24 protein-coding genes and 5 pseudogenes are annotated in these 22,406 nt (G+C 71.2%); 9 read left to right on the top strand and 20 right to left on the bottom strand.

The genetic code is table 11. The features are described from left to right. Positions 1-52: 52 nt before the first annotated feature. The 7 genes and pseudogenes from ACWGJ5_RS35685 to ACWGJ5_RS35655 all read right to left on the bottom strand — a co-directional run. Positions 53-889, bottom strand: a complete 837-nt coding sequence (locus tag ACWGJ5_RS35685; protein WP_453313772.1) for an undecaprenyl-diphosphate phosphatase — start codon at positions 887-889, stop codon at positions 53-55. Positions 890-964: 75 nt separating this feature from the next. Next, positions 965-1,339: a fluoride efflux transporter CrcB gene (gene crcB, locus ACWGJ5_RS35680; protein ID WP_453313771.1), complete on the bottom strand. Its 375-nt coding sequence runs from the start codon at positions 1,337-1,339 to the stop codon at positions 965-967. After that, positions 1,336-1,719 (bottom strand): DUF190 domain-containing protein, encoded by a 384-nt coding sequence (locus tag ACWGJ5_RS35675; protein ID WP_453313770.1) that lies wholly within the window; start codon positions 1,717-1,719, stop codon positions 1,336-1,338. Before ACWGJ5_RS35675 ends, crcB (ACWGJ5_RS35680) begins: the two co-directional genes overlap by 4 nt. Next, a complete protein-coding gene (gene crcB / locus ACWGJ5_RS35670) occupies positions 1,716-2,177 on the bottom strand; it encodes a fluoride efflux transporter CrcB (protein ID WP_453313769.1) in 462 nt (153 codons plus the stop codon). The genes ACWGJ5_RS35675 and crcB (ACWGJ5_RS35670) overlap by 4 nt, the downstream gene beginning before the upstream one ends. 67 nt (positions 2,178-2,244) lie before the next feature. Continuing rightward, the gene (locus ACWGJ5_RS35665; protein WP_453313768.1) at positions 2,245-3,213 is read right to left on the bottom strand and encodes an SMP-30/gluconolactonase/LRE family protein; all 969 of its coding nucleotides are present in this window, start codon (positions 3,211-3,213) and stop codon (positions 2,245-2,247) included. Positions 3,214-3,222: 9 nt separating this feature from the next. Next, on the bottom strand, positions 3,223-3,510 hold the full coding sequence (locus ACWGJ5_RS35660) for an ArsR family transcriptional regulator (RefSeq protein ID WP_453313767.1): 288 nt from the start codon (positions 3,508-3,510) through the stop codon (positions 3,223-3,225). Positions 3,511-3,699: 189 nt separating this feature from the next. Next, positions 3,700-3,965 (bottom strand): annotated as a pseudogene (locus tag ACWGJ5_RS35655) (glycosyl hydrolase 53 family protein); the annotation flags it as partial. Positions 3,966-4,056: 91 nt separating this feature from the next. On the opposite strand from ACWGJ5_RS35655, the gene ACWGJ5_RS35650 reads away from it, so the two are divergent. Beyond that, a complete protein-coding gene (locus ACWGJ5_RS35650) occupies positions 4,057-5,154 on the top strand; it encodes an IS630 family transposase (RefSeq protein ID WP_453313766.1) in 1,098 nt (365 codons plus the stop codon). A 72-nt stretch (positions 5,155-5,226) separates the two neighbouring features. On the opposite strand, the gene ACWGJ5_RS35645 is transcribed toward ACWGJ5_RS35650, so the two are convergent. The 3 genes and pseudogenes from ACWGJ5_RS35645 to ACWGJ5_RS35635 all read right to left on the bottom strand — a co-directional run. Further along, a complete protein-coding gene (locus tag ACWGJ5_RS35645) occupies positions 5,227-5,724 on the bottom strand; it encodes an N-acetyltransferase family protein (protein ID WP_453313765.1) in 498 nt (165 codons plus the stop codon). A 74-nt stretch (positions 5,725-5,798) separates the two neighbouring features. Then, a pseudogene (locus ACWGJ5_RS35640) lies at positions 5,799-6,161 on the bottom strand (glycosyl hydrolase 53 family protein); the annotation flags it as partial. After that, positions 6,160-6,690: pseudogene (locus ACWGJ5_RS35635) on the bottom strand (beta-galactosidase); the annotation flags it as partial. The pseudogenes ACWGJ5_RS35640 and ACWGJ5_RS35635, both read right to left, overlap by 2 nt. Before the next feature lie 3 nt (positions 6,691-6,693). On the opposite strand from ACWGJ5_RS35635, the pseudogene ACWGJ5_RS35630 reads away from it, so the two are divergent. Both ACWGJ5_RS35630 and ACWGJ5_RS35625 read left to right on the top strand, forming a co-directional pair. Beyond that, positions 6,694-6,867 (top strand): annotated as a pseudogene (locus ACWGJ5_RS35630) (carbohydrate ABC transporter permease); the annotation flags it as partial. Continuing rightward, a pseudogene (locus tag ACWGJ5_RS35625) lies at positions 6,864-7,894 on the top strand (LacI family DNA-binding transcriptional regulator). The pseudogenes ACWGJ5_RS35630 and ACWGJ5_RS35625, both read left to right, overlap by 4 nt. 91 nt (positions 7,895-7,985) lie before the next feature. Here the strand turns inward: ACWGJ5_RS35625 and ACWGJ5_RS35620 are convergent. Then, positions 7,986-8,675: a response regulator gene (locus ACWGJ5_RS35620; protein ID WP_453313833.1), complete on the bottom strand. Its 690-nt coding sequence runs from the start codon at positions 8,673-8,675 to the stop codon at positions 7,986-7,988. A 23-nt stretch (positions 8,676-8,698) separates the two neighbouring features. Continuing rightward, positions 8,699-9,544 carry a sensor histidine kinase gene (locus ACWGJ5_RS35615; RefSeq protein WP_453313764.1) on the bottom strand — a complete coding sequence of 282 codons (846 nt, stop codon included), beginning with the start codon at positions 9,542-9,544 and terminating at the stop codon, positions 8,699-8,701. 141 nt (positions 9,545-9,685) lie between these two features. Here ACWGJ5_RS35615 and ACWGJ5_RS35610 point away from each other — a divergent pair, with 141 nt between their 5' ends. The 4 genes from ACWGJ5_RS35610 (at position 9,686) to ACWGJ5_RS35595 (ending at position 13,700) form a co-directional block, all read left to right on the top strand. Beyond that, positions 9,686-10,393 carry an ABC transporter ATP-binding protein gene (locus tag ACWGJ5_RS35610; protein ID WP_453313763.1) on the top strand — a complete coding sequence of 236 codons (708 nt, stop codon included), beginning with the start codon at positions 9,686-9,688 and terminating at the stop codon, positions 10,391-10,393. Then, positions 10,390-12,702, top strand: a complete 2,313-nt coding sequence (locus tag ACWGJ5_RS35605; protein ID WP_453313762.1) for an FtsX-like permease family protein — start codon at positions 10,390-10,392, stop codon at positions 12,700-12,702. The genes ACWGJ5_RS35610 and ACWGJ5_RS35605 overlap by 4 nt, the downstream gene beginning before the upstream one ends. 118 nt (positions 12,703-12,820) lie before the next feature. Then, positions 12,821-13,171, top strand: a complete 351-nt coding sequence (locus ACWGJ5_RS35600; protein ID WP_453313761.1) for a VOC family protein — start codon at positions 12,821-12,823, stop codon at positions 13,169-13,171. Positions 13,172-13,259: 88 nt separating this feature from the next. Further along, the gene (locus tag ACWGJ5_RS35595) at positions 13,260-13,700 is read left to right on the top strand and encodes a MarR family winged helix-turn-helix transcriptional regulator (protein ID WP_453313760.1); all 441 of its coding nucleotides are present in this window, start codon (positions 13,260-13,262) and stop codon (positions 13,698-13,700) included. 65 nt (positions 13,701-13,765) lie between these two features. Here the strand turns inward: ACWGJ5_RS35595 and pqqB are convergent, their stop codons facing one another. Next, a complete protein-coding gene (gene pqqB / locus ACWGJ5_RS35590; protein ID WP_453313759.1) occupies positions 13,766-14,656 on the bottom strand; it encodes a pyrroloquinoline quinone biosynthesis protein PqqB in 891 nt (296 codons plus the stop codon). Between the two features lie 247 nt (positions 14,657-14,903). Next, positions 14,904-15,302 carry an SseB family protein gene (locus ACWGJ5_RS35585; protein WP_385312799.1) on the bottom strand — a complete coding sequence of 133 codons (399 nt, stop codon included), beginning with the start codon at positions 15,300-15,302 and terminating at the stop codon, positions 14,904-14,906. Between the two features lie 213 nt (positions 15,303-15,515). Between ACWGJ5_RS35585 and ACWGJ5_RS35580 the strand changes: the two genes are divergently transcribed. Further along, entirely contained in the window at positions 15,516-16,781 is a 1,266-nt protein-coding gene (locus ACWGJ5_RS35580; RefSeq protein WP_453313758.1) for an alpha-L-fucosidase, read from the top strand. A gap of 19 nt (positions 16,782-16,800) precedes the next feature. Here ACWGJ5_RS35580 and ACWGJ5_RS35575 read toward each other — a convergent pair whose 3' ends face one another. The 5 genes from ACWGJ5_RS35575 to ACWGJ5_RS35555 form a co-directional block, all read right to left on the bottom strand. Further along, positions 16,801-17,508, bottom strand: a complete 708-nt coding sequence (locus ACWGJ5_RS35575) for a GntR family transcriptional regulator (protein ID WP_453313757.1) — start codon at positions 17,506-17,508, stop codon at positions 16,801-16,803. Next, positions 17,505-18,056, bottom strand: coding sequence for a cysteine hydrolase family protein (locus ACWGJ5_RS35570; protein WP_453313756.1), 552 nt, complete (start codon positions 18,054-18,056; stop codon positions 17,505-17,507). Before ACWGJ5_RS35570 ends, ACWGJ5_RS35575 begins: the two co-directional genes overlap by 4 nt. Further along, positions 18,053-19,567: a purine-cytosine permease family protein gene (locus ACWGJ5_RS35565; RefSeq protein WP_453313755.1), complete on the bottom strand. Its 1,515-nt coding sequence runs from the start codon at positions 19,565-19,567 to the stop codon at positions 18,053-18,055. The genes ACWGJ5_RS35570 and ACWGJ5_RS35565 overlap by 4 nt, the downstream gene beginning before the upstream one ends. A gap of 130 nt (positions 19,568-19,697) precedes the next feature. Then, positions 19,698-20,015 carry a DUF2795 domain-containing protein gene (locus tag ACWGJ5_RS35560; protein ID WP_453313754.1) on the bottom strand — a complete coding sequence of 106 codons (318 nt, stop codon included), beginning with the start codon at positions 20,013-20,015 and terminating at the stop codon, positions 19,698-19,700. A gap of 9 nt (positions 20,016-20,024) precedes the next feature. Continuing rightward, the gene (locus ACWGJ5_RS35555) at positions 20,025-20,165 is read right to left on the bottom strand and encodes a hypothetical protein (RefSeq protein ID WP_228622349.1); all 141 of its coding nucleotides are present in this window, start codon (positions 20,163-20,165) and stop codon (positions 20,025-20,027) included. Between the two features lie 181 nt (positions 20,166-20,346). Here ACWGJ5_RS35555 and ACWGJ5_RS35550 point away from each other — a divergent pair, with 181 nt between their 5' ends. Next, the gene (locus ACWGJ5_RS35550) at positions 20,347-20,541 is read left to right on the top strand and encodes a DUF2795 domain-containing protein (protein ID WP_453313753.1); all 195 of its coding nucleotides are present in this window, start codon (positions 20,347-20,349) and stop codon (positions 20,539-20,541) included. Between the two features lie 60 nt (positions 20,542-20,601). Here ACWGJ5_RS35550 and ACWGJ5_RS35545 read toward each other — a convergent pair whose 3' ends face one another. Then, a complete protein-coding gene (locus tag ACWGJ5_RS35545) occupies positions 20,602-22,311 on the bottom strand; it encodes a purine-cytosine permease family protein (RefSeq protein WP_453313752.1) in 1,710 nt (569 codons plus the stop codon). Positions 22,312-22,406: the final 95 nt, after the last annotated feature.

The raw sequence follows: 22,406 nt of genomic DNA, 5'->3' as shown, positions 1-22,406 counted from the left end.
GCGGCGCCTGAATGCAGGCATCCGCACCCCGTGGGCGATCAGGCGAGTTGGGTCAGGCGTCGAGCACACCCGTGGCGAGCAGGCCGAGCAGGCCCGCGCCGATGATGATCCGGTAGATCACGAAGGCGTTGAACGAGTGCTTGGCGACGAACTTCAGCAGCCAGGCGATGGAGGCGTAGGCGACCACGAACGACACGATCGTGCCGACGGCCAGCGGGGCGGCGCCGACGCCCGCACCGAGGGCGTCCTTGAGCTCGTAGATGCCGGCGCCGGTCAGGGCCGGGATGCCGAGGAAGAAGGACAGGCGGGTTGCGGCGACGCGGTCCAGGTCCAGGATGAGCGCGGTGGACATGGTGGCGCCGGAGCGGGAGAAGCCGGGGAAGAGCAGGGCGAGGATCTGCGAGCAGCCGACCCACATCGCGTCCTTGAACGACGTGTCGTCCTCACCGCGCTTGTGCCGGCCCATCTGGTCGGCCGCCCACATCACACCCGAGCCGACGATCAGCGAGCCGGCCACCACCCACAGCGAGCCCAGCGGGCCCTCGACCAGCTTCTTGGCGGCCAGGCCGACCACGACGATCGGGATGGTGGCGTAGATGACCCACCAGGCGAACTTGTAGTCGTGGTGGTAGCGCTCCTCACGGTTGGTCAGACCGCGGAACCAGGCGGAGACGATCCGCTTGATGTCCTTGAAGAAGTACACGAGCACGGCGGCGATGGCGCCGACCTGGATGACGGCGGAGAAGCCGACGACGGACTTGTCGTCGACGGGGATGTTCATGAGCCCCTCGGCGATCTTCAGGTGACCGGTGGACGACACCGGGAGGAACTCGGTCACCCCCTCGACTACTCCGAGGACGACGGCCTGACCGACGGAGATGGCGCTCATGGGATCCAGTTCTGAGGAGAGTTGGTCGACATTGCTGTAGACAGTACTTGTTGCGCCCAGCGCTCTGACAAGCGCCTAGGCCCACAGTGCGGCGGCGAGCGAGACGCCGGCGAAGGCGGCGGCGAGCCCCGCCGCCAAGCTCGCCACGACGTTGGCGGCAGCGTAGAGGCCGGAGCCGGCTTCGGTCAGCCGCAGCGTCTCGTAGGAGAAGGTCGAGTACGTCGTCAGCGCTCCGCAGAAGCCGGTGCCGACCAGCAGCTGCAGATGGGGACCGGCCGCCCCGGCGGAGAGGGCGCCCGTGAGCAGCCCGAGGACCAGAGAGCCGGTGACGTTCACCACGAAGGTGCCCCAGGGGAAGACCGAGTCGTGGCGGGCCTGCACGGCACGGTCGGTGAGATAGCGCAGCGGTGCGCCGATCACGGCCCCCGCGATGACGAGCAGCCAGTTCACAACGACTTCTTACCCTTCGGATCCGTGCCGGCCGGGCCGCCACCCCCGCGCCCCACATAACGGACGACCTCGCACTCCTCCAGGGTCACGAGCCCCTCGTCGACGAGTTCGTCCAGCTGCGGCAGGAACGCCCGTACCCGCTCCTCGGTGTCCACCACGACGACCGCCACGGGCAGGTCCTCACTCAGGGACAGCAGGCGGGAGGTGTGGATACGGGAGGACGCGCCGAAGCCCTCGATGCCCCGGAAGACGCTCGCCCCGGCGAGCCCGGCCGCGTGCGCGCGGTGCACGATCTCGGAGTAGAGGGGCTTGTGGTGCCAGGTGTCGTCCTCGCCGATGTAGACGGTCAGCCGGAGGGCCCGGCCCGTGAGTGACGTCATCGCTTCCTCCCGATCAGCACCCGGCGGGCAGCGACCGAGGCCAGCCACACCGCGGCGAGGGCCGCGCACAGCGTCGCGGCGAGATAGGCGAGCCCGAGGCCCGGGCGGCCCGCGTCGACCAGCTTGCGGATGTCGACGGCGTGGGTGGAGAACGTGGTGAACCCGCCGAGCACGCCGGTGCCGAAGAAGGGGCGTACGAGGCGGTGGGCGGCCCACACGTCGGTGATGAGCACCATGAAGACACCGATCACCGCACAGCCGAGGACGTTGGTGATGAAGGTCGCCCAGGGGAAACCGCCGGGTGGCGTGGGCCAGGCGAGGGAGAGGCCGTAGCGGGCACACGCGCCGAGGGCGCCGCCGAGGGCGACCACCGCGACGACGGGTGTCTGGGCGCGCCACTCGGACCGCCGCCGTGGGGTGGGACGGACACGGAGGCTCTCGGCTTCCGGGGCTGTCATGCTGGTGCGTCTCCTGTTCGGCCTGCCCCGACGGGTGATCACGGCCGGGCACCAGCCTACCGCCGTGTCAGCCGGCCCCGGGCCGCGCGCAGACCGCGACGCCGGACTCCCACAGGCTACCGAGGACGAGGTGGTCGCCCCTCGCGCAGACGCTGGTGACCATGCGGAAGCCGGAGCGGCGGCGAGTGAGGTGCCGGACGGTCCGCCCGGTGTCGTCGAGAACTGTCACCCCGATCGTCCCGCTCGGGCGGTACGGCGCGCGTACGGCGGCCCGGGCGGCGGCGCCGCGCACGGCGGGCGGAGCACGGTGCAGGAGGTCCAGCGGCGGCACCCGCGGGCCGGCGAGCGCGACCCAGAGCGGACCGTCCGGGCCCTCGCGCCAGAGGTTGTCCGGCATGCCCGGCAGCGTGGCGAAGAGGTCGGCGTGCCCGGCGCGCGGACCGGTGAGGTGGTAGCGGGTGAGCCGGCAGGCGCCGGTCTCGGCGATCACCAGGAAGGAGCCGTCGGCGCCGGCCGCCAGGCCGTTGGCGAACTGCAGCCCGTCCAGCAGGACTTCGGGTTCGCCGCCCTCGGGCGGAAGGCGCAGCAGCCGTCCGGTGCCGGTGTGTTCGACGATGTCGCCGATCCAGTGCTCCAGTGGGTAGCGGCGGCTGGAGACGGTGAAGTACACGGTGCCGTCGGGCAGGGCGACGACGTTGCTGCAGAAACGGAGCCGCTCCCCCGCCACCGAGTCCGCGAGCACGCGGACGGCGCCGGCGGCGCCTTCACCGGGGTCGACGCGCAGCAGTCCGCGTTCCGCGTCGCACACCAACAGGCCGCCGTCCGGCAACGGTTCGAGTCCCAGCGGACGGCCGCCGGTCTCGGCCAGCACCTCCACGCGGGCCGCGCGCGGGTCCCCGAGGTCGCGGACGCGCAGGATCCGGCCGTCCTCCACTCCGGTCAGCACGCGCCCGTGCCCGTCCACGACGACGTCCTCGGGGCCGCGGGCGCCCAGGGAGACGTAATGGAGCGGGACGAGTGCCGCGGGTCGGTCCATGGGGTTCGTTCACCACCCCTTCTCGAAGACCCGGGCGACCTCCGCGATGCGGATCTCGTCACGCCGGTAACAAGTGCCCCGGCAGCTGCGGCGGGTGCGCAGCACGCCGAGCCGGGCGAGGAAGTCCAGGTGGGCGACGGCCGTCCGGCGTGGCACACCCAGCTTGGCGGCCACGGCGCGCGCGGTGACTCCTGTCTCGGCGAGGTCGCGGCGACGGGGCGCCGGAAAGTGGGCCGCCGGATCCTTGAGCCATTGCAGAATCGTCTGCCGCATCCGGCCCGAGGGGGTTCCCATCATCCGTCCGCCTCCGTCCCCGGCCTCCTCGTACGCAGTGTTCCCACTGTGGCCTGGCCGACGCCGTCGCGTCCGGGACTCGGCGGTCGTTGTCCGGTACCGGACGGCCGCACGACCGGCGCGGGCGCATATGCCCCCGGAAAATCGGCGGAGGCCCGGCCGCCCCTTACGGCCGGGCCCGTCACCGGTGGTTCAGCGGTGGCTGAACCACGTCATCGAGGACAGCGCCTTGTCGTCGTAGCCGAACAGGGCCTGGTTCTCCCAGCCGTTGCCGGAGATGGCGTCGGTCGGGTCCCAGCCGTTGCCGGAGACGGCGGTCCAGGTCGCCTCCCAGTAGAAGACGCCGAGCCCGCGGCCGTTCGGACGGCCTCCACGATGCTCGCCACGTCGCCCATCCACTTGATCTGGCCGGCCACGGTCGCCGGGTAGCCGGAGACCAGCTCGCCGGTGGTGTCGATCTAGTGGCTCGGCTCGCATCGTTGACTGGGTAATCGACGTGCTGCCCGGTGGTCAGCAGACTGTTTCCAGGACTTGATCTTGGAGGTGGTCGTGGGACGTCGACCGAGTGTTTTCGTCCGGCCGGTCAGCATGGACGAGGGGCGTCGGCTGCAGCGGATCAGCCGGACCGCGAAGGACCCGGTCCGGCTGCGGCGGGCGATCGTGGTGCTGATGTCAGCCCAGGGCCAGACGGCCAAGGACATCACCTCGCTGATGCAGGTCAGCGAGGACTACGTCCGTGACGTCATCCACGCCTTCAACGAGCGGGGGTTCGACGCACTGGACCCAAAATGGAGCGGGGGACGCCCCCAGACGATCAGTGAGCGGGTGCGCGAGCACATCCGCCTGATCGCCCGGACGTCCCCCGCCGACTGGAACATCGCGGCCTTCTCCACCTGGAGCCCGGCCAAACTCGCAGCCCACCTGGTCGAACGACACGTGGTCGCGACGATCAGCCGGGAGACCCTGCGCCGCATCCTGCGCGACGGCAAGGTCTCCTGGCAGGCCACGACCACCTGGAAGGCGTCCACCGATCCGGACTTCATCGCCAAGATGCACCGGGTCCTGGCCCTGTACGACACCCCACCGACCGACGGGCGGGTGATCTGCGTCGACGAGTTCGGGCCGCTCAACCTGATGCCCCGAAAGGGCAGAGCATGGCGTCCGGCCGGCAGGCCCCGCCGGCTGCGGGCCACTTACAACCGCTATGGCGGCGTGATGCACATGCTCGCCGCTCTCGACCTGGCCACCGGGAAGATCTACTACCGGATCCGCAAACGCAAGCGGTGGCGCGAGTTCCTCGGCCTGCTCAAAGCCCTGCGCACCCGCTGGCCCGGAGAGAAGGTGTACCTGGTGCTGGACAACTTCTCCCCGCACAAGCACACCGAGGTCCGCACCTGGGTCGCCGACAACGACGTCGAGCTGATCTTCCTGCCGACCTACGGATCCTGGCTGAACTGGATCGAATCGGAGTTCGCCGCCCTGCGCTACTTCGCCCTCAACGGCACCGACCACCGCACCCACGCCGAACAGAACGCCACCATCGCCGCCTATGTCCGCTGGCGCAACGCACGCGCCGAACCGAAGACCAACTTCGCCCCCGACTCACCCATCCGCACTTGGACTCAATACCCAGCCAAGGCCGCATGAGGGGTCAGCCGGGGCTCTGCCCCCGCGAATACGGCGACATCATCGTTGCGGGCACCACTCCGGTCTGCGCCGTCACCCCGAGACGGGCATGACCAGCGTCTTCACGAAGTCGACGGCCCCTTCCCGTTGGTAGAAGCGCAGGGCGCCATCATTGCCCGCGATGACGGAGATCTTCATGACCTGGACACCCGACTCGGCGAGACGCTCGCGAACGGCCCTGACAAGGGCCTGCCCGACTCCGGCGCCGCGAGCCTCGTCATCAACCACGAGGGTTTCCAGCACCCCGACTTGGTCCCCCCACTGCCATGACCCCGGGGCGTCCAGAATGCGCACGAATGCATAGCCGCGCAGGTGATTCCCGTCCCGGGCGACCAGTACCGCGGCGCGCGGCTCCTGCAGCCATTCAAGGTACTGTCCCCGCCGCAGACGCCACGAGTCCTCGGGTGAACGAACCGCGCCGAGAGCCGCCAGGTGTGCCGCCTCCCGACTGTGGTGGACCAGGAGCTGCCCCCACAGGCGCTCCAGGCAGTCCACCTCGGAAGACGCCAGGACGGCGATCACGGGATTCATGCCAGGAAGCGTAGCCAGCGAAGGCTCCGCGGCTCCAACCGATTACCTGGTCAACCATCCGTGCGGAGCCACTAGCTCTCCAGGGAGTCGTCCTGGGCCAGGGTGAAGGGATACGCCGTCTCGGCGACGAAGACGGGCTTGCCGTAGCGGGTGGCCGCGTCGTCCAGGGTGGTCTGGAAGTCGGAGAGCGGGCCATGCCAGTAGCCGTAGTACGACAGGCCGATCGCGTCGAACTTCACCCCGTTGGCGACCGCGTTGTCGAACCACCACTCCATGCCCGACCTGTCCCCGCCCTTGGCCAGGTGCAGCGCGACCGCCTTGGCCGCGTTGTAGCCGGAGTTGAGCAGACCGGCCAGCTGGCTCCAGTTGTCCGTCGAGCCCTCGGACCACAGGATGCCGGCGTTGATCTCATTGCCTGTCTGGACCATGTCGGCGTCGCAGCGCACCCGGGTGGGCGCCCTCGTGCACGGCGTCGTGCTCGTCGACGATTCCGGAGAAGTACGACACCACGAGCGTCCCGCCGTTCTCGACGTACTCGGTGAGGTTGTTCCCGGCCGCCTCCGTCATCAGGTACAGGGCCGGTACGACGACAAGGCGACAGGCCGACAAGTCGGCTTCCGGATGGGCGAAGTCGACCGTGAGGTGGCGGTCGTAGAGGGCCTCGTAGAAGGCGTCGGTGCGTTCGCGCGGGTCGTGGTCCGCGCTGGGCCGCCAGGCGAGATTCTGCGCCCACCAGGACTGCCAGTCCCACAGCATGGCCACGTCGGCCTCGGTGCGGGTGCCGCGGATCGTGCTCAACGAGTCCACGTAAGCGCCGAGTTCGACCACCTCGCGCCACACGCGCGTGTCGGTTCCGCCGTGCGGAAGCATCGCCGAGTGGAACTTCTCGGCGCCGCGCCGGGACTGGCGCCACTGGAACAACATGGCGCCCTCGGAGCCGCGCGCCACGTGGGCGAGCGAGTTGCGGGGTTCCCGCTCACGCTCGGCCTGTACACACTGCTGGAACAGGGCTCCAACACGCCCGCGCTGTACACGCTGGTGATCACGGGCGCGTTCCTCGCGGTGCTCCCGCTGATCGCGCTGTTCCTGGTGATTCAGCGCTTCTGGAGCCTCGACCTGCTCTCCGGGGCCGTAAAGTCATGACCATGGGCAATTCGGGGGGCCGGCGCAAACCGCCGACGATCCACGACGTGGCACGCGAGGCAGGCGTCTCGCGCGGCACCGTCTCGCGTGTGCTCAACGCGGGCACTACGTCAGCCCCGCCGCGGCCGAGGCGGTCAACGCCGCCATCCGGAAGACCGGGTACGTCGTGAACCGGCACGCCCGGTCGTTGATCACCGGCCGCTCGGACTCGGTCGGGTTCCTGCTGACCGAGCCGCAGGAGCGGTTCTTCGAGGACCCCAACTTCAACGTCCTGCTGCGCGGCTGCACCCAGGCGCTGGCCGCGCACGACATCCCGCTGCTGCTGATGCTGGCGGGCACCGAGGACGAACGGCGGCGCATCACGAGGTACATCACCGCCGGGCACGTCGACGGGGTACTGCTGGTGTCCGGCCACTCGGGCGATCCGGTCGCCGAGGAGCTGCGGGAGGTGGCCGTGCCGCTCGTGGCCTGCGGCAAGCCGATCGGTCTCGGCTCCAAGGTGAGTTACGTGGCCGCGGACGACCGGGACGGGGCCCGGGACATGGTCCGGCATCTGCTGTCGCTGGGCCGGCGGCGGATCGGTGTGGTCACCGGCCCGCTGGACACCCCCGGTGGTGTGGAGCGGCTCGCCGGGTACAAGGAGGTGCTGGCCGAGGCGGGCACCGGGGTCGACGAGCGCCTGATCGTCTCCGGGGACTACAGCCGGGCGAGCGGCGAGGCGGGTGCGGAGCGGCTGCTGGCGCAGGCCCCGGACATCGACGCGGTGTTCGTCGCCTCCGACCTGATGGCGCAGGGCGTGCCGGCGGCCCTGCACCGGGCCGGCAAGGGGGTGCCGGATGACATCGCTGTCGGCGGCTTCGACGACTCGCCGGCGGCTACGGCCGCGACCCCTCAGCTCACCACGATCCGTCAGCCGTGGGACCGGATCAGCAACGAGATGGTGCGGGTGCTGCTCGCGCAGATCGGCGGGGAGGATGCGGCGGCGGTGATCCTGCCTACGGAGCTGGTACGGCGCGAATCTGCGTGACCGCCGGGCGCCTCACGGGGTGCCGAGAACGGCCGTCAGGCGTCTGCTGCGCCGTCATGGCCGGTCGCGCCCACGCGGCGGAGCCGCATATCTAACACTGCCTCGCGCCCCTTTGGGGCGCGACCAGCCCTGTCTCATAGGCGACGACGACTGCCTGGGCGCGGTCGCGCAGGCCCAGCTTGGCGAAGATGCGGGCCACGTGGGACTTGACCGTGGCCTCACTGAGGGTCAGCTCGGCCGCCAGTTCCGTGTTGGACAGGCCGCGGCCCAGCAGGGTCAGGACCTCCCGTTCGCGGGGTGTGAGCGCGGTCAGGTCGGCGGGTACGGCCTCGGGTGTCCGCTCGGCCTCGGCCGCGTAGCGCTCCACCAGGCGCCGGGTGATCTGCGGGGCGAGGAGGGCGTCGCCGGTGCCGACGAGGCGTACGGCCGCCGCCAGGTGCTCCGGGGTGACGTCCTTGAGCAGGAAGCCGCTGGCCCCGAGGGAGATGGCCTCGTACACGTACCGGTCCAGGTCGAACGTGGTCAGCATGAGCACCCGGCAGCCGGGCGTCTGCTCCAGGATGCGGCGGGTGGCCTCCAGGCCGTCCATGCCCGGCATGCGGATGTCCATGAGGACCACGTCCGGACGCAGTTCGCGTGCCGCGGACACCGCCTCCGCGCCGTCGGCGGCCTCGCCGACCACCTCGATGCCCCGGGCGGTGAGGATCAGCCGGAAGCCGGTCCGGATCAGCGTCTGGTCGTCGGCGATCAGCACCCGGGGCGCCCACTCGGGCGCGTCCACGGCCAAGGGCCGTTCCTCCGCCGTCACGGGCGGTCCAAGGGCAGGCGGGCGCGGACGCGGTAACCGCCGCCGAGTCTGCGGCGGGCGTCCAGGTCACCGCCGTGGACGGCGACCCGCTCGCGCAGCCCGAGCAGGCCACGGCCGGTGCCGCCGGCCGTCGGTCCGGGAGTGGCCGGGGTGGTGCCGGTCAGCACGCTGGGGCCGGTGTTGAGGACCTCGACGCGCAGGGCATGGTCGGCGTAGCGCACGGTCACCTCCGCCTTGCCGCCGTCGCCGTGCCGGAGTGCATTGGTCAGGGCCTCCTGGATGATCCGGTAGGCGGTCACGTCGATGCCCTGGGGCAGCGGGCGCGGTTCGCCGGAGATGCGGACCTCGACCGGCAGCCCGGCGAAGGATATCCGGTCCACGAGCGGGCCGAGCCGGTCGAGGCCGGGCTGCGGGGCGAGCGGTGTGCTCACCGCGACCGGTCCCGGGTCGGTGTCGCCGTCGGTGCCGTCCGGTGCGGGGGCCAGCAGTCCGAGCAGATGTCTGAGGTCGGTCATCGCGCCCCGGCCGGCGTCCTCGACGGCTCTGAGCGCCGTCGCCGCCTCGTCCGGCATCGTGCCCAGCACCTCGCGGGCGGCGCTCGCCTGGACGACCATGAGGCTGACGTTGTGGCTGACGATGTCGTGCAACTCGCGGGCGATCCGGTCCCGTTCGGCCGCGATGGCGGCCTCCGCGGCGCTCTCCCGCTCGCGCTCCAGCAGCCAGCCGCGCTCCCCGACCGCCGCCTGCCAGCGGCGCCGGGTGCGCACCAGCGCCACCGTCAGCCCGAGAACGGCCGCGCACGCCACCGCCAGCGCCGCCGTCAGCACGTCGTACTCCCCCATGCCGTTCATGGTCGCAGACGGCACTGACATCCACATCGACCTGGGGATTCAGCCGTCTGCATCCGCAGGATGAGTCCGGTGCCCCAGTGCCATCCGCGGAGGGATGCCGGGGTGGTCGTCCCACGTCTAGCGTTCCTGCCCATGGTTACCGAGGTGGGAACGGCAGACACCGTCGTACAGCTCGACGGTGTGCGCAAGGAGTACGGCGAGACGGTCGCGCTCGACGGGGTGTCGCTGGAGATCGGGGCCGGGGAGGCGGTCGCGGTCATGGGCCCCTCGGGGTGCGGCAAGTCCACGTTGCTCAACATGATCGCCGGTCTCGACCGGCCGACGGCCGGCCGTGTCGTCGTCCACGGCGAGAGCGTCGGGGAGTTGAGCGAGAAGGGGCTCGCGCTGTACCGGCGGCGCCGGATCGGCATGATCTTCCAGTTCTTCAACCTCATCGATGATCTGTCGGCCCTGGACAACGTGGCCCTGGCCGCCCAGTTGACCGGCACTCCGGCCCGGCAGGCCCGGCGGCGGGCGCTGGAGCTGTTCGAGGAGCTGGGCATCGCGGGCCGCCGCAACGCCTACCCGGCGGTGCTCAGCGGGGGTGAGCGGCAACGGGTCGCCGTGGCACGGGCGTTGATGAACCGGCCCGCGCTGCTGCTGGCGGACGAGCCGACCGGCGCGCTGGACAGCCGGGCCGGGGAGCAGGTGATGGACCTGCTGATCGACCTGAACCAGATCGGCCAGACCCTGGTCATCGTCACGCACGACGAGCGGCTCGCGCAGCGCTGCGCGAGCCGGCTGGTGCAGCTGGCCGACGGCCGGGTGACCGGTGAGCACACCCTGGAGCCGTCGGTATGAGGGCGGTCTGGAAGGCCGCGCGGGCGGCCGTACGCAGACGCGGACTGCAGACGCTCGTCATCTGGCTGGTCACGCTGGTGTCGACGGGGTCGATCGTGGTCGCACTGGGGCTGGTGGACGCCGCGTCGGCGCCGTTCGACCACGTCTTCGGCGCACAGCACGGGCCGCACGTCGTCGCCGAGTTCGACCCGGGGAAGGTGTCGGACGCACAGCTGGAACGAGCCGCGAGGCAGCCCGGAGTGGAGGCGGTGGCCGGTCCGTTCCCGCAGGCGCTGGTGGACATTCCACGCAGCGCGGCGGACCTGGGTCTCGGCGGCGAGATCACGGTTGTGGGCCGTTCCGGGCCCGGCGGTGCGGTGGACCGGGTGGACCTGTGGGCGGGCCGGTGGCCGACCCGGCCGGGCGAGATGGTCCTCAACCGGCAGTCCGAGTGGACCGGCGGCACCATCGGCAAGAAGTTCCGTCTGCCGTCCGGGCCGACCCTCACCATCGTCGGATTCGCCTTCGATCTGAGCGACACGGCGGACGTGTGGGTCGCCCCGGCCCAGATCGCGGCGCTGCATCCGAACACCACGCAGATGTCGTACCGGTTCCGGGACGCGTCGTCCGAGAGCGGGCTGCGCGCGGGCCTGACCCGGGTGACCGAGGGGCTGCCCAAGGGCTCGCTGCGCGGATCGCACACGTATCTGTCGCTCAAGCACCGGATCGGCAGCAACGCCCGCGCATTCGCCCCGTACCTCATGGCGTTCGGCATCCTCGGCGTCCTGGTGGCGGTGCTGATCGTCGCCAACGTGGTCGGCGGTGCGGTGGTGTCGGGGTTTCGGCACATCGGCATCCTCAAGGCCCTCGGGTTCACTCCGGGGCAGGTGCTGGGCGTCTATCTCGTGATGGTCTGCGTGCCGGCCGTGCTGGGCTGTGCGCTCGGCACGCTCGCCGGCAACCTGCTGGCCAAGCCCTTCTTCCAGTTCGTGTTCACGGGGCCGGACTCGGGAGTGCTGCACGACAGGATCGGCATCGCGCCCTGGGTCAACGGGCTGGCCCTGCTCGGTATGCCGCTGATCTGTGTGCTGGCCGCGCTCGGCCCGTCCGTGCGGGCCCAGCGGCTGTCCGCGGCGCGAGCCATCAGCGCGGGCAGCGCACCGCGTGCCGGGCGGGCGCTCGGCCTCCAACGGCGGCTCGCGGGGCTGCGGTTGCCGCGGTCGGTGAGCCTGGGGGCGGGGCTGGCGTTCGCCCGGCCCGCGCGCAGCGCGCTCACGCTGGCCGCGGTGGTGCTGGGGGTGACCACAGTGACGTTCGGGACGGGTCTGGCGACGACGATGACCCTCTTCGGAGACGGCGGCAAGAGTGCGTACGACGTCACGGTGTACGCGAGCAACTACGTCCACGGCAAGCAGGTGCTGCCGGTCCACGGCGACCGGGAACTCCAGTCGCTGCTGGGCTCGTTGCCGGGCGCGGCCCGGGTGACGGGCCGGGCGGACGAGGAAGCGCGGCTCGAGGGTTCCACGCAGAGGGTCATCTTCGAGGGCAGGCGTGGGCCGGACCTGCCCCTGGACGACGTGCTCGTCCGGGGCCGGTGGATGCACCGTCCGGGAGAGGTCGTGGTCGGCTCGGCCTTCCTGCGCCACAACGGGGTGCACCTCGGTGACCACCTCCGGCTGCACAGGAGCGGCCGCGAGGAGGAGGTCACCGTGGTCGGCGAGCTGATGCAGCAGGACGACCGGGTGGTCGTGGGCACCTGGCCGACGTTCACCGCGCTGGTCCCGGACGGGAAGGCGTTCGCCTATCACGTCAAGCTGCGCGAGGGCGTGGACGGGACGGCGTACGCGCGTGCCGCCCGAGCCGTGGACAACGGGCTCAGTACTCAACCGACCGGCCCGAGCGGCGGCGCCGAGACCGTCATCGACTCGGCGACCGCCCTCACCCTGCTACTGGCCCTCGTCGCTTCCCTCGGAGTGTTCAACACGGCCGTGCTCAACACCCACGACCGGCGCCGCGACCTGGGCATGCTGAAGTCGATCGGGATGACCCCGCGCCAGGTGACGGTGATGACGGTGACGTCGATGGCGGTGCTCGGCGTGATCGGGTCGGTGCTGGGCGTGCCGCTGGGCATCGCCGCCTACGAGGTGGTCGTCCCCCGCATGGCGGCGGGGATCGACATCACCCTGCCGTCGTACATGACGGACGTCTGGCACGTGCCGCAGCTGGCGGAACTGGCGCTGGCGGGGCTCGTGATCGCCGTGGTCGGCGCGCTGGTACCCGCCCGGCGTGCGGCCCGCCTCACCGTCGCCGAGGTGCTGCACAACGAGTAGGGACTTCGGGGAGCCCGCAACCGGTCAGGATCGAAGAAGCCGGGGCGGGCTCCCCGGTCCTAGCGTGAGACGCACCGACGGGACCCCGTCGGGTCACGCACCTCAGAAGGAGAGAGCCATGACCGCCGGCGTGCAGACGATCATCTACCCCGTCAAGGACAAGGACAGTGCCAAGGCCCTGTTCACCGCCCTGCTGGGTGTCGAGCCGTACGCGGACCAGCCCTACTACGTCGGTTTCAAGGCCGAGGGGCAGGACGTCGGCCTCGACCCGAACGGACACGCCCAGGGGCTCACCGGACCGGTGCCGTTCTGGCACGTCACCGATCTCCGGGAGCGGCTCGCGGCCCTGCTGGAGGCGGGTGCCGAGGTTGTTCAGGACGTGCGGGACGTCGGCAACGGCCGGCTGATCGCCTCCGTGAAGGACGCCGACGGCAACATGATCGGCCTTCTCCAGGACCCGGCCGCCTGAGTCCCGGCCCCGCTCGCACGAGTCGCCTGCTTGCACCCGCACTAGTTGCACACTCAATGATTGGCCGGATCGGTGCTACGGTGCGGGTATGGCAGTCAAGACGGCCGACGCCCGGCTCGAGGAACGGTGGCGGGACATCCTCGCCGTACACGCCCACACCATGTGCGAGATCGACCGGGCCCTGCATCCGTACGGGCTGGGTGCCAGCGACTTCGAGGTGCTGGACATCCTGGCGACCGAGTCGCCCGCGAAGGGCGACCAGTGCCGGGTGCAGAACCTGGTCGGCCGGGTCCATCTCAGCCAGAGCGCGCTGTCCCGGCTGATCGGCCGGCTGGAGAAGGACGGACTGGTGGAGCGCTCGGTGTGCGCGGAGGACCGGCGCGGGGTGTGGGTGGCGCTCACCCCCAGGGGCCGCGCGCTGCACGCCGAGGTGCTGCCGCTGCAGCGCGCCGTGCTGGAGCGCATGCTCACCGGGCAGGATCGCCGGAGCACTGAGCAGGAGCCCCTGAGCACCGGGCACGATCACTAGAGCACCGGCTCTTCCCCGTCCGGAGCGCCGGCTCGACGCCGTCCGGCGCACCGGCTCGGCCCCGTCTAGAGCACCAGCTCGGCCCCGTCCGGCAGGACCTCCACGCCCGCCTCGGCGACACGCGCGCGTGCCGGTGACTCCGGGTCGAGCAGCGGGTTGGTGTTGTTGAGGTGGGTGTAGATCCGGCGTGCACCGGGATGCCGGGCCAGGGCGGCGAGGGTGCCGTCCGGGCCGGTGACCGGGAGGTGGCCCATGGCGGCCTGGCGGGCCCCGGACCGTACCGTCGTGCCCATCTCGTCGGCCGCGTAAAAAGTGCCGTCCAGCAGCACGCAGTCGGCCTCGGCGCACAACTCGTCCAGCTCCGGACTCCACGCACCCACACAGGGCGCGTACACCAGAACTCCCCCGCTGGCCAGGTTCTCGACACGGTACGCCGTCACCCACGGGCCGGCCGGTTCCGGCGCTTGCACCGGCACGTATTTCGGGATCTTCGCGCCCACCGGATGCGCCGTGACCACCAGCCCGCCGGCCAGCACGAACCCGCCGTCGGCCAGGCTGTCCGCCCACTCCCAGGGGGCGTAGCGGTCCAGGGCGGCCCGGGCGGGCGCCAGCACGGCGCGGACCGGCGGGGCGGTGTAGACCTTCAGGCCCGCCGCTCCGCGCAGCTCGGCGAGGCCGGTGACGTGGTCGGCCTCGGCGTCGGTGAGCAGGACCCCGCGCAGGGAGGTGTCCCGGGGGCCGGGGCCGGGCCACAGCGTCGGTGTGGCGGTGAGCTGGGCGCGCAGATCGGGTGAGGCGTTCAGCAGCCACCAGTCGCGGCCGTTGCCGGTGACGGCGGCGCACTCCTGGGTGCGGGAGGGCAGCTTGCCGTCCCTTGCCGCCGTACACAGTGGGCAGGCGCAGTTCCACTGCGGGAAGCCGCCACCGGCGGCAGTACCCAGCAGGACGACCCTCACGACCCCTACTCCTTCGCGCGCGGCATTCTGTCTACCGCCGGGGATCTTTCCCTTCCGGAGACGTGTGACCACCCTTGGCGGGGAGCAGTTCCGGCCGTCCTTCACCGGGGCGCGGGCGTTTTGTCACCCAATGGGGTGGGTGATTCCTTTCGTGCGCGAGTGCGGGTGCGGGTCGTTCGTGGTTTCTCGCGCCCACGCGGCGGAGCCGCATGTCGATACGGCCCCGCGCCGCTTTCAGGGGCGCCGGTCACCGCGCCAACAACGTACGCACCCCCTGTGACGTGAGCGTCAAGGCGTGCGTGGAGTTGCCGTCTATGGCCAGGGAAAGCTCCTCGTCGGGCCACTGGGAGGCCAGGGCGCCGAGGGGGATGAGGCGGTAGCGGGAGACGAAGGGCAGGAGCCCGGCCATCTCGCCCTCCGTGGTGAAGACGGGGACGACCGCATCGCCTCCGGGCTGTTCCAGGACGGGCAGGGCCACGGTGGTGGCGTCGGCGCCCTCCCCGTCGACCGCGTCGTCCGGCACGGGGACGAGCACGTCACTGTGGGCGAGGACGTCCAGCGCGCTCTGGTCCTCGGCGTTCACGGCCAACGCGTCCAGCGCCTGCTGGGCCGGCGTCGGCAGGTCGTTCTGTGCAGGTGTCTCCATGGCATGTCCCCAGGTAGCGACGGTCGTACAGGCCACCCGGGGGGTGGAACCGCGCCCGGGCGTGCTCCGCCTCGCGTACCCGGTGGGCCGCGGGACATGCGTGAGGATCAGCGAGAGATACGGTGGTGGACCGGCCCCGGCGGTGGCCCGGGACGGTGAAAATCCACGGACAGAGGCCACCGTCGCCCGTGCGGGAGGCCCTAGCGTGGCCGCATGCCGATGCAGCCATGGTTCCGCGACGCGAAGCTGGGGATCTTCGTCCACTGGGGCGTCTACGCGGTGGACGGGGTCCCGGAGTCCTGGTCGTTCTACACCGGACAGGTGTCCCATGAGCAGTACATGAAGCAGCTGGACGGCTTCACCGCCTCCCGCTACGACCCGCGCGCCTGGGCGGACCTGTTCGCCCGTGCCGGTGCCCGGTACGCCGTGCTCACCGCGCGCCATCACGACGGTGTGGCCCTGTGGGACAGCGCCCACGGCGACCTGAACGTGACGCGCCGTACGCCGGCCGGGCGTGACCTGATCGCGGGATACGCCGACGCGCTGCGCGAGCGGGGCCTGCGGGTGGGCCTGTACTACTCCCACTCGGACTGGAACCACCCCGACTACGCGAGCACCCGGCACCCCGCGCCGGACGAGGATCCTCCCAACCCCCTGGCGCACGCCCGGCCCGGCGAGGAGGATCCGGCGGCCTGGGCGCGGTTCCTCGCCTACCGGGACGGCCAGGTCGGGGAGCTGGTGGACCGGTTCCGGCCGGATCTGCTCTGGTTCGACGGCGAGTGGGAGCGCACGGAGGAGCAGTGGGGCCTGCACGCCCTGGCCGCCCGGATCCTGGCCGGCAACCCGGAGACGGTCCTCAACGCGCGCATGCTGAGCCACGGCGACTACGCCACCCCTGAGCAGGGCGTGCCGCTCCAAGCACCCGAGGGCCCCTGGGAGTTGTGCCTGACCGTCAACGACTCCTGGGGATTCCAGCACCGGGACCACAACCACAAGTCGGTGCGTCAGCTGGTGCGCTACTTCACGGAGACGATCGGCGCGGGCGGCAACCTGCTCCTCGACGTGGGCCCGCGCGAGGACGGCACGATCACCGCTGAGCAGGCGGAGCGCCTGGCGGGGCTCGGGGCGTGGACCGGTCGGCACGCCGAGGCCGTGTACGGCACGGTGACCGGCCTGCCGCCGGGACATCACTACGGCCCGAGCACGCTGTCTGCCGACCGGCGGACGCTGTACCTCGTGTGCTTCGACGTCCCGCGCGAGACGGTGTCCGTGCGAGGCCTGCGCAACCGGGTGCGCCGGGTGAGCGTGCTCGGCACGGGCGCCGAGCTGGGCCACCGTGTCACCGGCGGACTGCACGAGGTGCCGGGGGTGACCTGGCTGGACGCGCCGGCGGCGGGCGACGTGGACGAGTACGCCACGGTGCTCGCCGTGGAGCTCGACGGGGAGCTGGACCTCTACCGGGGCACGGGGCGCTCCTGACGCGGAGAGCGCGTCGGCGTCAGCCGAACGTGAGGGTCAGCTCGAAGTGGCCGGGGTCGAGCAGGCCGACGACGTGCTCGACGAAGGAACCGTCGGCCGCTCGGCTGGTCCGCCGCGTCTCCAGGAACCAGTCCCCCGGCGCACGCCGCAGCAGCTCCGCCTCCCGGGCGTCGACCGGCCGCCCGGAGACCCGCTGCTCCCCGCGGTCGGGCCGCAGCCCCGCCCGCAGCAGCAGTTCGGTGACCGGCTCCTGGCCGAGGCCGCGGGCGGGCAGCTCGCGGATCACCGGCACCGGCGGCAGGAAACTGCGCTCGTACGACACCACGGTGCCGTCCGCGACCAGCTCACGGGCCTGCTCCACGCACACGAACTCGTCTCCCTCCAGGGCGAGTTCTGCGGCGAGGGCACCCTCGTGCGTCTCGCGTACGGCGAGGGTCCGGACGGTGGTGGGCTCGCCCCGCACGGCCCGGGCGCGGGCCCAGCCGAGCCGTTGCTCCGGCGGACGGCCGTCGAAGACGACGTACGAGCCCTTCCCGGTGCGGGTGGCGATCAGGCCCTCCTCGCACAGCTCGGCGAGGGCCGCGCGCACGGTCGTACGGCTGACGCCGAACCGCTCGGCGAGGGTGTGTTCGCCGGGCAGCCGCTCACCGGCTCGGCGGGTGCCGTCGCGGATCTCCCGGGCGAGGATCCCGCTGATCCGCTGGTGCTTGAGCGGGACGCCGGTCACGGCCCGGCCTCGGCGAGGAGGTCGCCGACGGTGGTGACCCGGACCAGCGGCCGGTACAGCTCCATGATCTGCAGGGCCTTGAGGTGGGAGTCGTCGTCCACGCCCGCGCAGGCGTCCGCGACCACCAGCACCTCGGTGCCGGCGTCGGCGGCGGCCAGGGCGGTGGAGAGCACACAGCACTCGGTGCTGACACCGGCCAGGACAAGGCGGGCGTCCGGGCCGACGCGGGCGGCGAGTTCCGGGGTCCACTTGCCGAAGGTGTTGGCGTCCACGACCTGGCCGGTCAAGCCGGTGAACTCGTCCGAAAGGTGCCAGAGTTCGGCGTCCGGGGGCTGCAGGGCGAAGGGCCATGCGTCGTAGTAGGCGCGCCAGGCCCCGGCCGGATTCCCGGGGGCCAGGAAGCGGGTGAAGGTGACGCGGTCGGCGAAGGCCGGCAGCAGGCTGCGCACGCCCGCCACCGCGTCGGCGTACCGGGGCGTGGCCCATGGGCTCGCCGGGTCGGCGAAGACGCGCTGCATGTCGATGACGGCGAGGTGGCCGGCGGTCATGAGCGGAGCACCCCCTCGTCGGTCGCCGGGCTCGGCGCCTGCGCCTCCTGCGCGCGGACCCGGCCCCGGCCCGTCAGCAGGTGACCGAGGAAGGCGAGCGCGAGCGCCACCAGGACGCCGAGGTTGGCGTACGCCCAGGCTCCGGTCTTGCCGCCGAGGCCGATCGGACCGAGGAGATAGCCCTGCCAGGTCAGCCAGCTCGCCGCGGTGTTGGTGACCAGGCCCCAGCCGACGGCCGTCGCGGCGAGGGTGAGGAGCAGGGGCGGCAGGGGGACGTCGCCGTAGCGGCCGTGCGGGCGGTAGAGGTCGCCGTCGTCGTAGTCGCGGCGGCGCAGGGCGAGATCGGCGAGGATGATGCCGCACCAGGCGGCGATGGGGACGCCGAGCGTGGTGAGGAAGCCCATGAACTGGCCGAGGAAGTCGCCGGCGAAGAACACGATGTACACCGAGCCGGCGATCATCAGGAGGCCGTCGAGGAAGGCGGCCAGATAACGGGGCACCGGCAGGCCGGCGGAGAGCAGCGCGAGGCCCGAGGAGTAGATGTCGAGGACGGCGCCGCCGACCAGGCCGAGGACGGCGACCACGGCGAACGGCACCAGGAACCAGGTCGGCAGGATCGTGGTGAGCGCGCCGATCGGGTCGGCCGCGACGGCCTTGCTCAACGCCGGCGAGGAACCGGCCAGCAGCAGGCCGAAGACCAGCAGGAGCAGCGGAGCCACCGAGGCGCCGAAGGTGGTCCAGCCGATGACCGACCGGCTGGACGAACTCCGGGGCAGATAGCGGGAGTAGTCGGCGGCGGCGTTCACCCAGCCCAGGCCGAAGCCGGTCATCATGAACACCAGCGCGCCGATGAACTCCTGCGCGGTACCCGACGGAACGGCGCTGACCGTGCTCCAGTGGATGTGGTCGGCGACGAGACCGACGTAGACGACGGTGAGGACCCCGGTGATCACGGTGATCGCCGTCTGCAGCCGCATGATCAGGTCGAAGCCCATGACGCCGCCGACGACGGTCAGCGCGGCCACGACCACGAGGGCGGCGACCTTGGTCCCGGTGCCGCCGCCCCAGCCGAGGCGGCCGAAGACGGTCGCGGTGGCCATCGTGGCGAGCGCGGTGAGGACGGTTTCCCAGCCGACGGTGAGCATCCAGGAGATCACCGACGGCAGGCGGTTGCCGCGCACTCCGTACGCCGCCCGGCTGAGCACCATCGTGGGCGCCGAGCCGCGCTTCCCGGCGACCGCGATGAACCCGCACAACAGGAACGAGCCGACGATGCCGAGGACGCCGGCGGCCAGGGCCTGCCAGAAGGAGATCCCGAAGCCGAACGCGAAGGCGCCGTAGCTCAGGCCGAGGACGGAGACATTGGCCCCGAACCAGGGCCAGAACAGCGTGCGCGGGGTGCCCTTGCGCTCGGCGTCCCCGATGACGTCGAGTCCGTGCGTCTCCACCTGGATCGGGCGGCCGGCGGGTCTTCCGTCGGCGATGCCGAGCGGGTCCTGCGGTTGCGTCATCGCCGAGCCACCTGCCTACCTGTCTAGACGTGTCTATTCAGGTACGAAGCTAGGATTGGCGCGCCGGGGCCGTCAAGATTCGGGAATGACCGGGGAACGACGCCCAACGGCCCGGACGTCACTCGCGCGTTCAGCGGTCGAACTCCTCCTGGATCGGCGTCCTCGGCTCCTCCCGCAGGTGCTGGGAGAGGCCGGGCCTGCCGCCCTTCCGTGCCTGTTCCCCGCGCTGTGCCGCGGTGCGGTCGAGGTCCGGGTCCACCCGTACCGACCTCGCCACGTCGTCACGGCCCGTGTACTGCTCGGCGGGTATGCCGCGCAGCGCCTTGACCACCTCGTCCGACGCGCCCGCCTGCTGCGCGGCCGTGACCAGGCGCTCCTTGTCGGCCGGGTACGACACGTCCTTCAGCGCGGCCAGCACCTCGGGGACGCTGGTGTGTGCCGTACTCATGGCGCCTCCTCACTCGTCGCCTTCCTCGGCGTTCTCGTCCGCGGTGTCCTCGCCCTCTGCCTGGGACGGAGTCGTACGCGGGGGCTGCTCGGCCTCCGCGATGCCCGGCTCCCGCTCGCCCTCGGCCTGCGACGGGGTGCTCTCGCTCATCGGGGCCTCCCACACGCGTGAGTGCCGGTTGTCGAAGACCCCGAGTACCCGTCCCTTCGGCCTCCCATGGCCGGGGAGGATCCATGAATCCGCTGCCGGGGGGACGGGTACCTGACCGGTCCCGGCGCAGCATGCGGCGCCGGCGTACGGACCCAGCACCGCCTCACCGCCTGGAGGAGCCATGGCGGGTATCCGTCCCCCAGATCTGCAGAAAGCCCTGTCCGGCGCCGAATACCCGGCCGCCACGGAGCAGCTCAAGAAGGTCGCCAAGGACAACCATGCGTCCAGGGAGATCACCGACCGTATCGACCACCTCGGGAAGAAGCAGTTCCAGAACCCGGCCGAGGTGAGCACGGCGGTCTTCCAGAACGAGTGACCGGACGACGGCGTGCGGCGGCCGGTCACCGGCCGCCGCACGCACTGCCTGTGCCCTGCCTCAGTCCACGGCGCGCACCTTGGGCACGCCCAGTTCGACCGGGCCCTCCGGGGCTTGCGCGGTCTTGCACGTGTCGTGGCAGTCCTTCTCCAGGCTGCAGCACAGTGAGCAGATCGTGCCCTGGTGGAACGGGCAGCCGGCCATGTCGGGCCGTTCGAAGCCGGTCGCGCACACCGAGCAGGTCAGGGTGGCCGCCGAGGGCAGCCCGTCGGGTCCGAGCAGCGGCTCCTCCAGGACGTCCGCGCGGGCGATGTAGTACTTGCCCTTGGTCAGCACGGCGAACAGCGGCGAGAGCACCATGGCCAGGAACAGCGCGATGAAGGGGGAGAACGCCTTGCCGTAGGCGCCGAAGGCGTCGAAGTACGCGGCGATGGACACCGCCGACGCGATCAGCATGGAGCCGAAACCCACCGGGTTGAAGTGGTGGAGATGGGCCCGCTTGAACTCGATGTACGACGGGCTCAGCCTCAGCGGCTTGTTGATGACCAGGTCGGCGACGACCGCGCCGATCCAGGCGATCGCCACGTTGGAGTAGAACCCGAGGACGGTGTTGAGGAAGCCGAAGACGCCGCCCTCCATCAGGGCGAGGGCGATGCCCACGTTGAGGAAGATGTAGACGACCCGGCCGGGGTGTCGGTGGGTCAGCCGGGAGAAGAAGTTCGACCAGGACAGCGAACCGGAGTACGCGTTCGTCGAGTTGATCTTAATCTGGGACAGGATGACGAAGAACGTGGCCAGTCCCAGGGCGACGGGCGCGGCGAAGGTCCCGAACCCGTGGACGTACTGCTGGATCGGCTCGTCGGCCTTGGCGAGCCCGACGCTTCCGGCGATGAAGAAGGCGAGGAATGCGCCGCCGATCTGCTTCAGCGCGCCCAGCACCACCCAGCCGGGTCCGGCGCCGAGGACCGCGGCCCACCACTGCCTGCCGTTGCCGGCCGTCCTGTCGGGCATGAAGCGCAGGTAGTCGACCTGCTCCCCGATCTGCGCGATCAGCGACAGGGCGACGCCCGCGCCCGCCCCGACCCCGAGCATGCTGATGCCGGAACCGGTGGGCGAGTCACCCGCGAAGTGCGTGAACTCCGCGAACTTTCCCGGCTCCTGGATCGCTACGGACACGAACGGCGCGACCATCAGCACCAGCCAGACCGGCTGGGTCCACACCTGCATCCTGGACAGCGCGGTCATGCCGTGGACGACGAGCGGCAGGATGATCAGCGAGCAGATGACGTAGCCGACGGGGAGCGGTATGTGCAGGCCCAGTTCGAGGGCCTGCGCCATGATCGAGCCTTCCAGGGCGAAGAAGATGAAGGTGAAGCTCGCGTAGATCACCGAGGTCAGCGTCGAGCCCAGATAGCCGAATCCGGCACCCCGGGTCAGCAGGTCCATGTCGATGGAGTACTTCGCCGAGTAGTACGAGATCGGGATGCCGGTGAGGAAGATGACCACCGCCGCGGTCAGGATCGCCACCATGGCGCTGGAGAAGCCGTGGGAGACGGCGATCGAGCCGCCGATGGCGAAGTCCGCGAGATAGGCGATGCCGCCGAGGGCCGTGGTGGCCACGACGTACGGCGTCCAGCGGCGGAAGGACTTGGGCGCGTAGCGCAGTGAGTAGTCCTCCAGCGTGTCGTTCCGGGTCCACCCGTTGTACGTCCGGCCGCCCGGGGAGGACGGCGGGGCTGGCGGCGCCTGCTTGTCGACGGTCTCCGTCACGGCTGCTCCCTCTTCCTGCGGTCCGCCCCGGTGGGCCCCGGGGCGTTGCAGGGAAGGTTCGCGCCACGCCATTACCCGGCCGTTTCGCCTTCTTT

The sequence above is a fragment of the Streptomyces sp. NPDC054783 genome, from assembly GCF_053611725.1.
The sequence above is the reverse complement of the archived record's forward strand: the minus strand, read 5'-3'. Positions and strand labels throughout refer to the sequence as shown.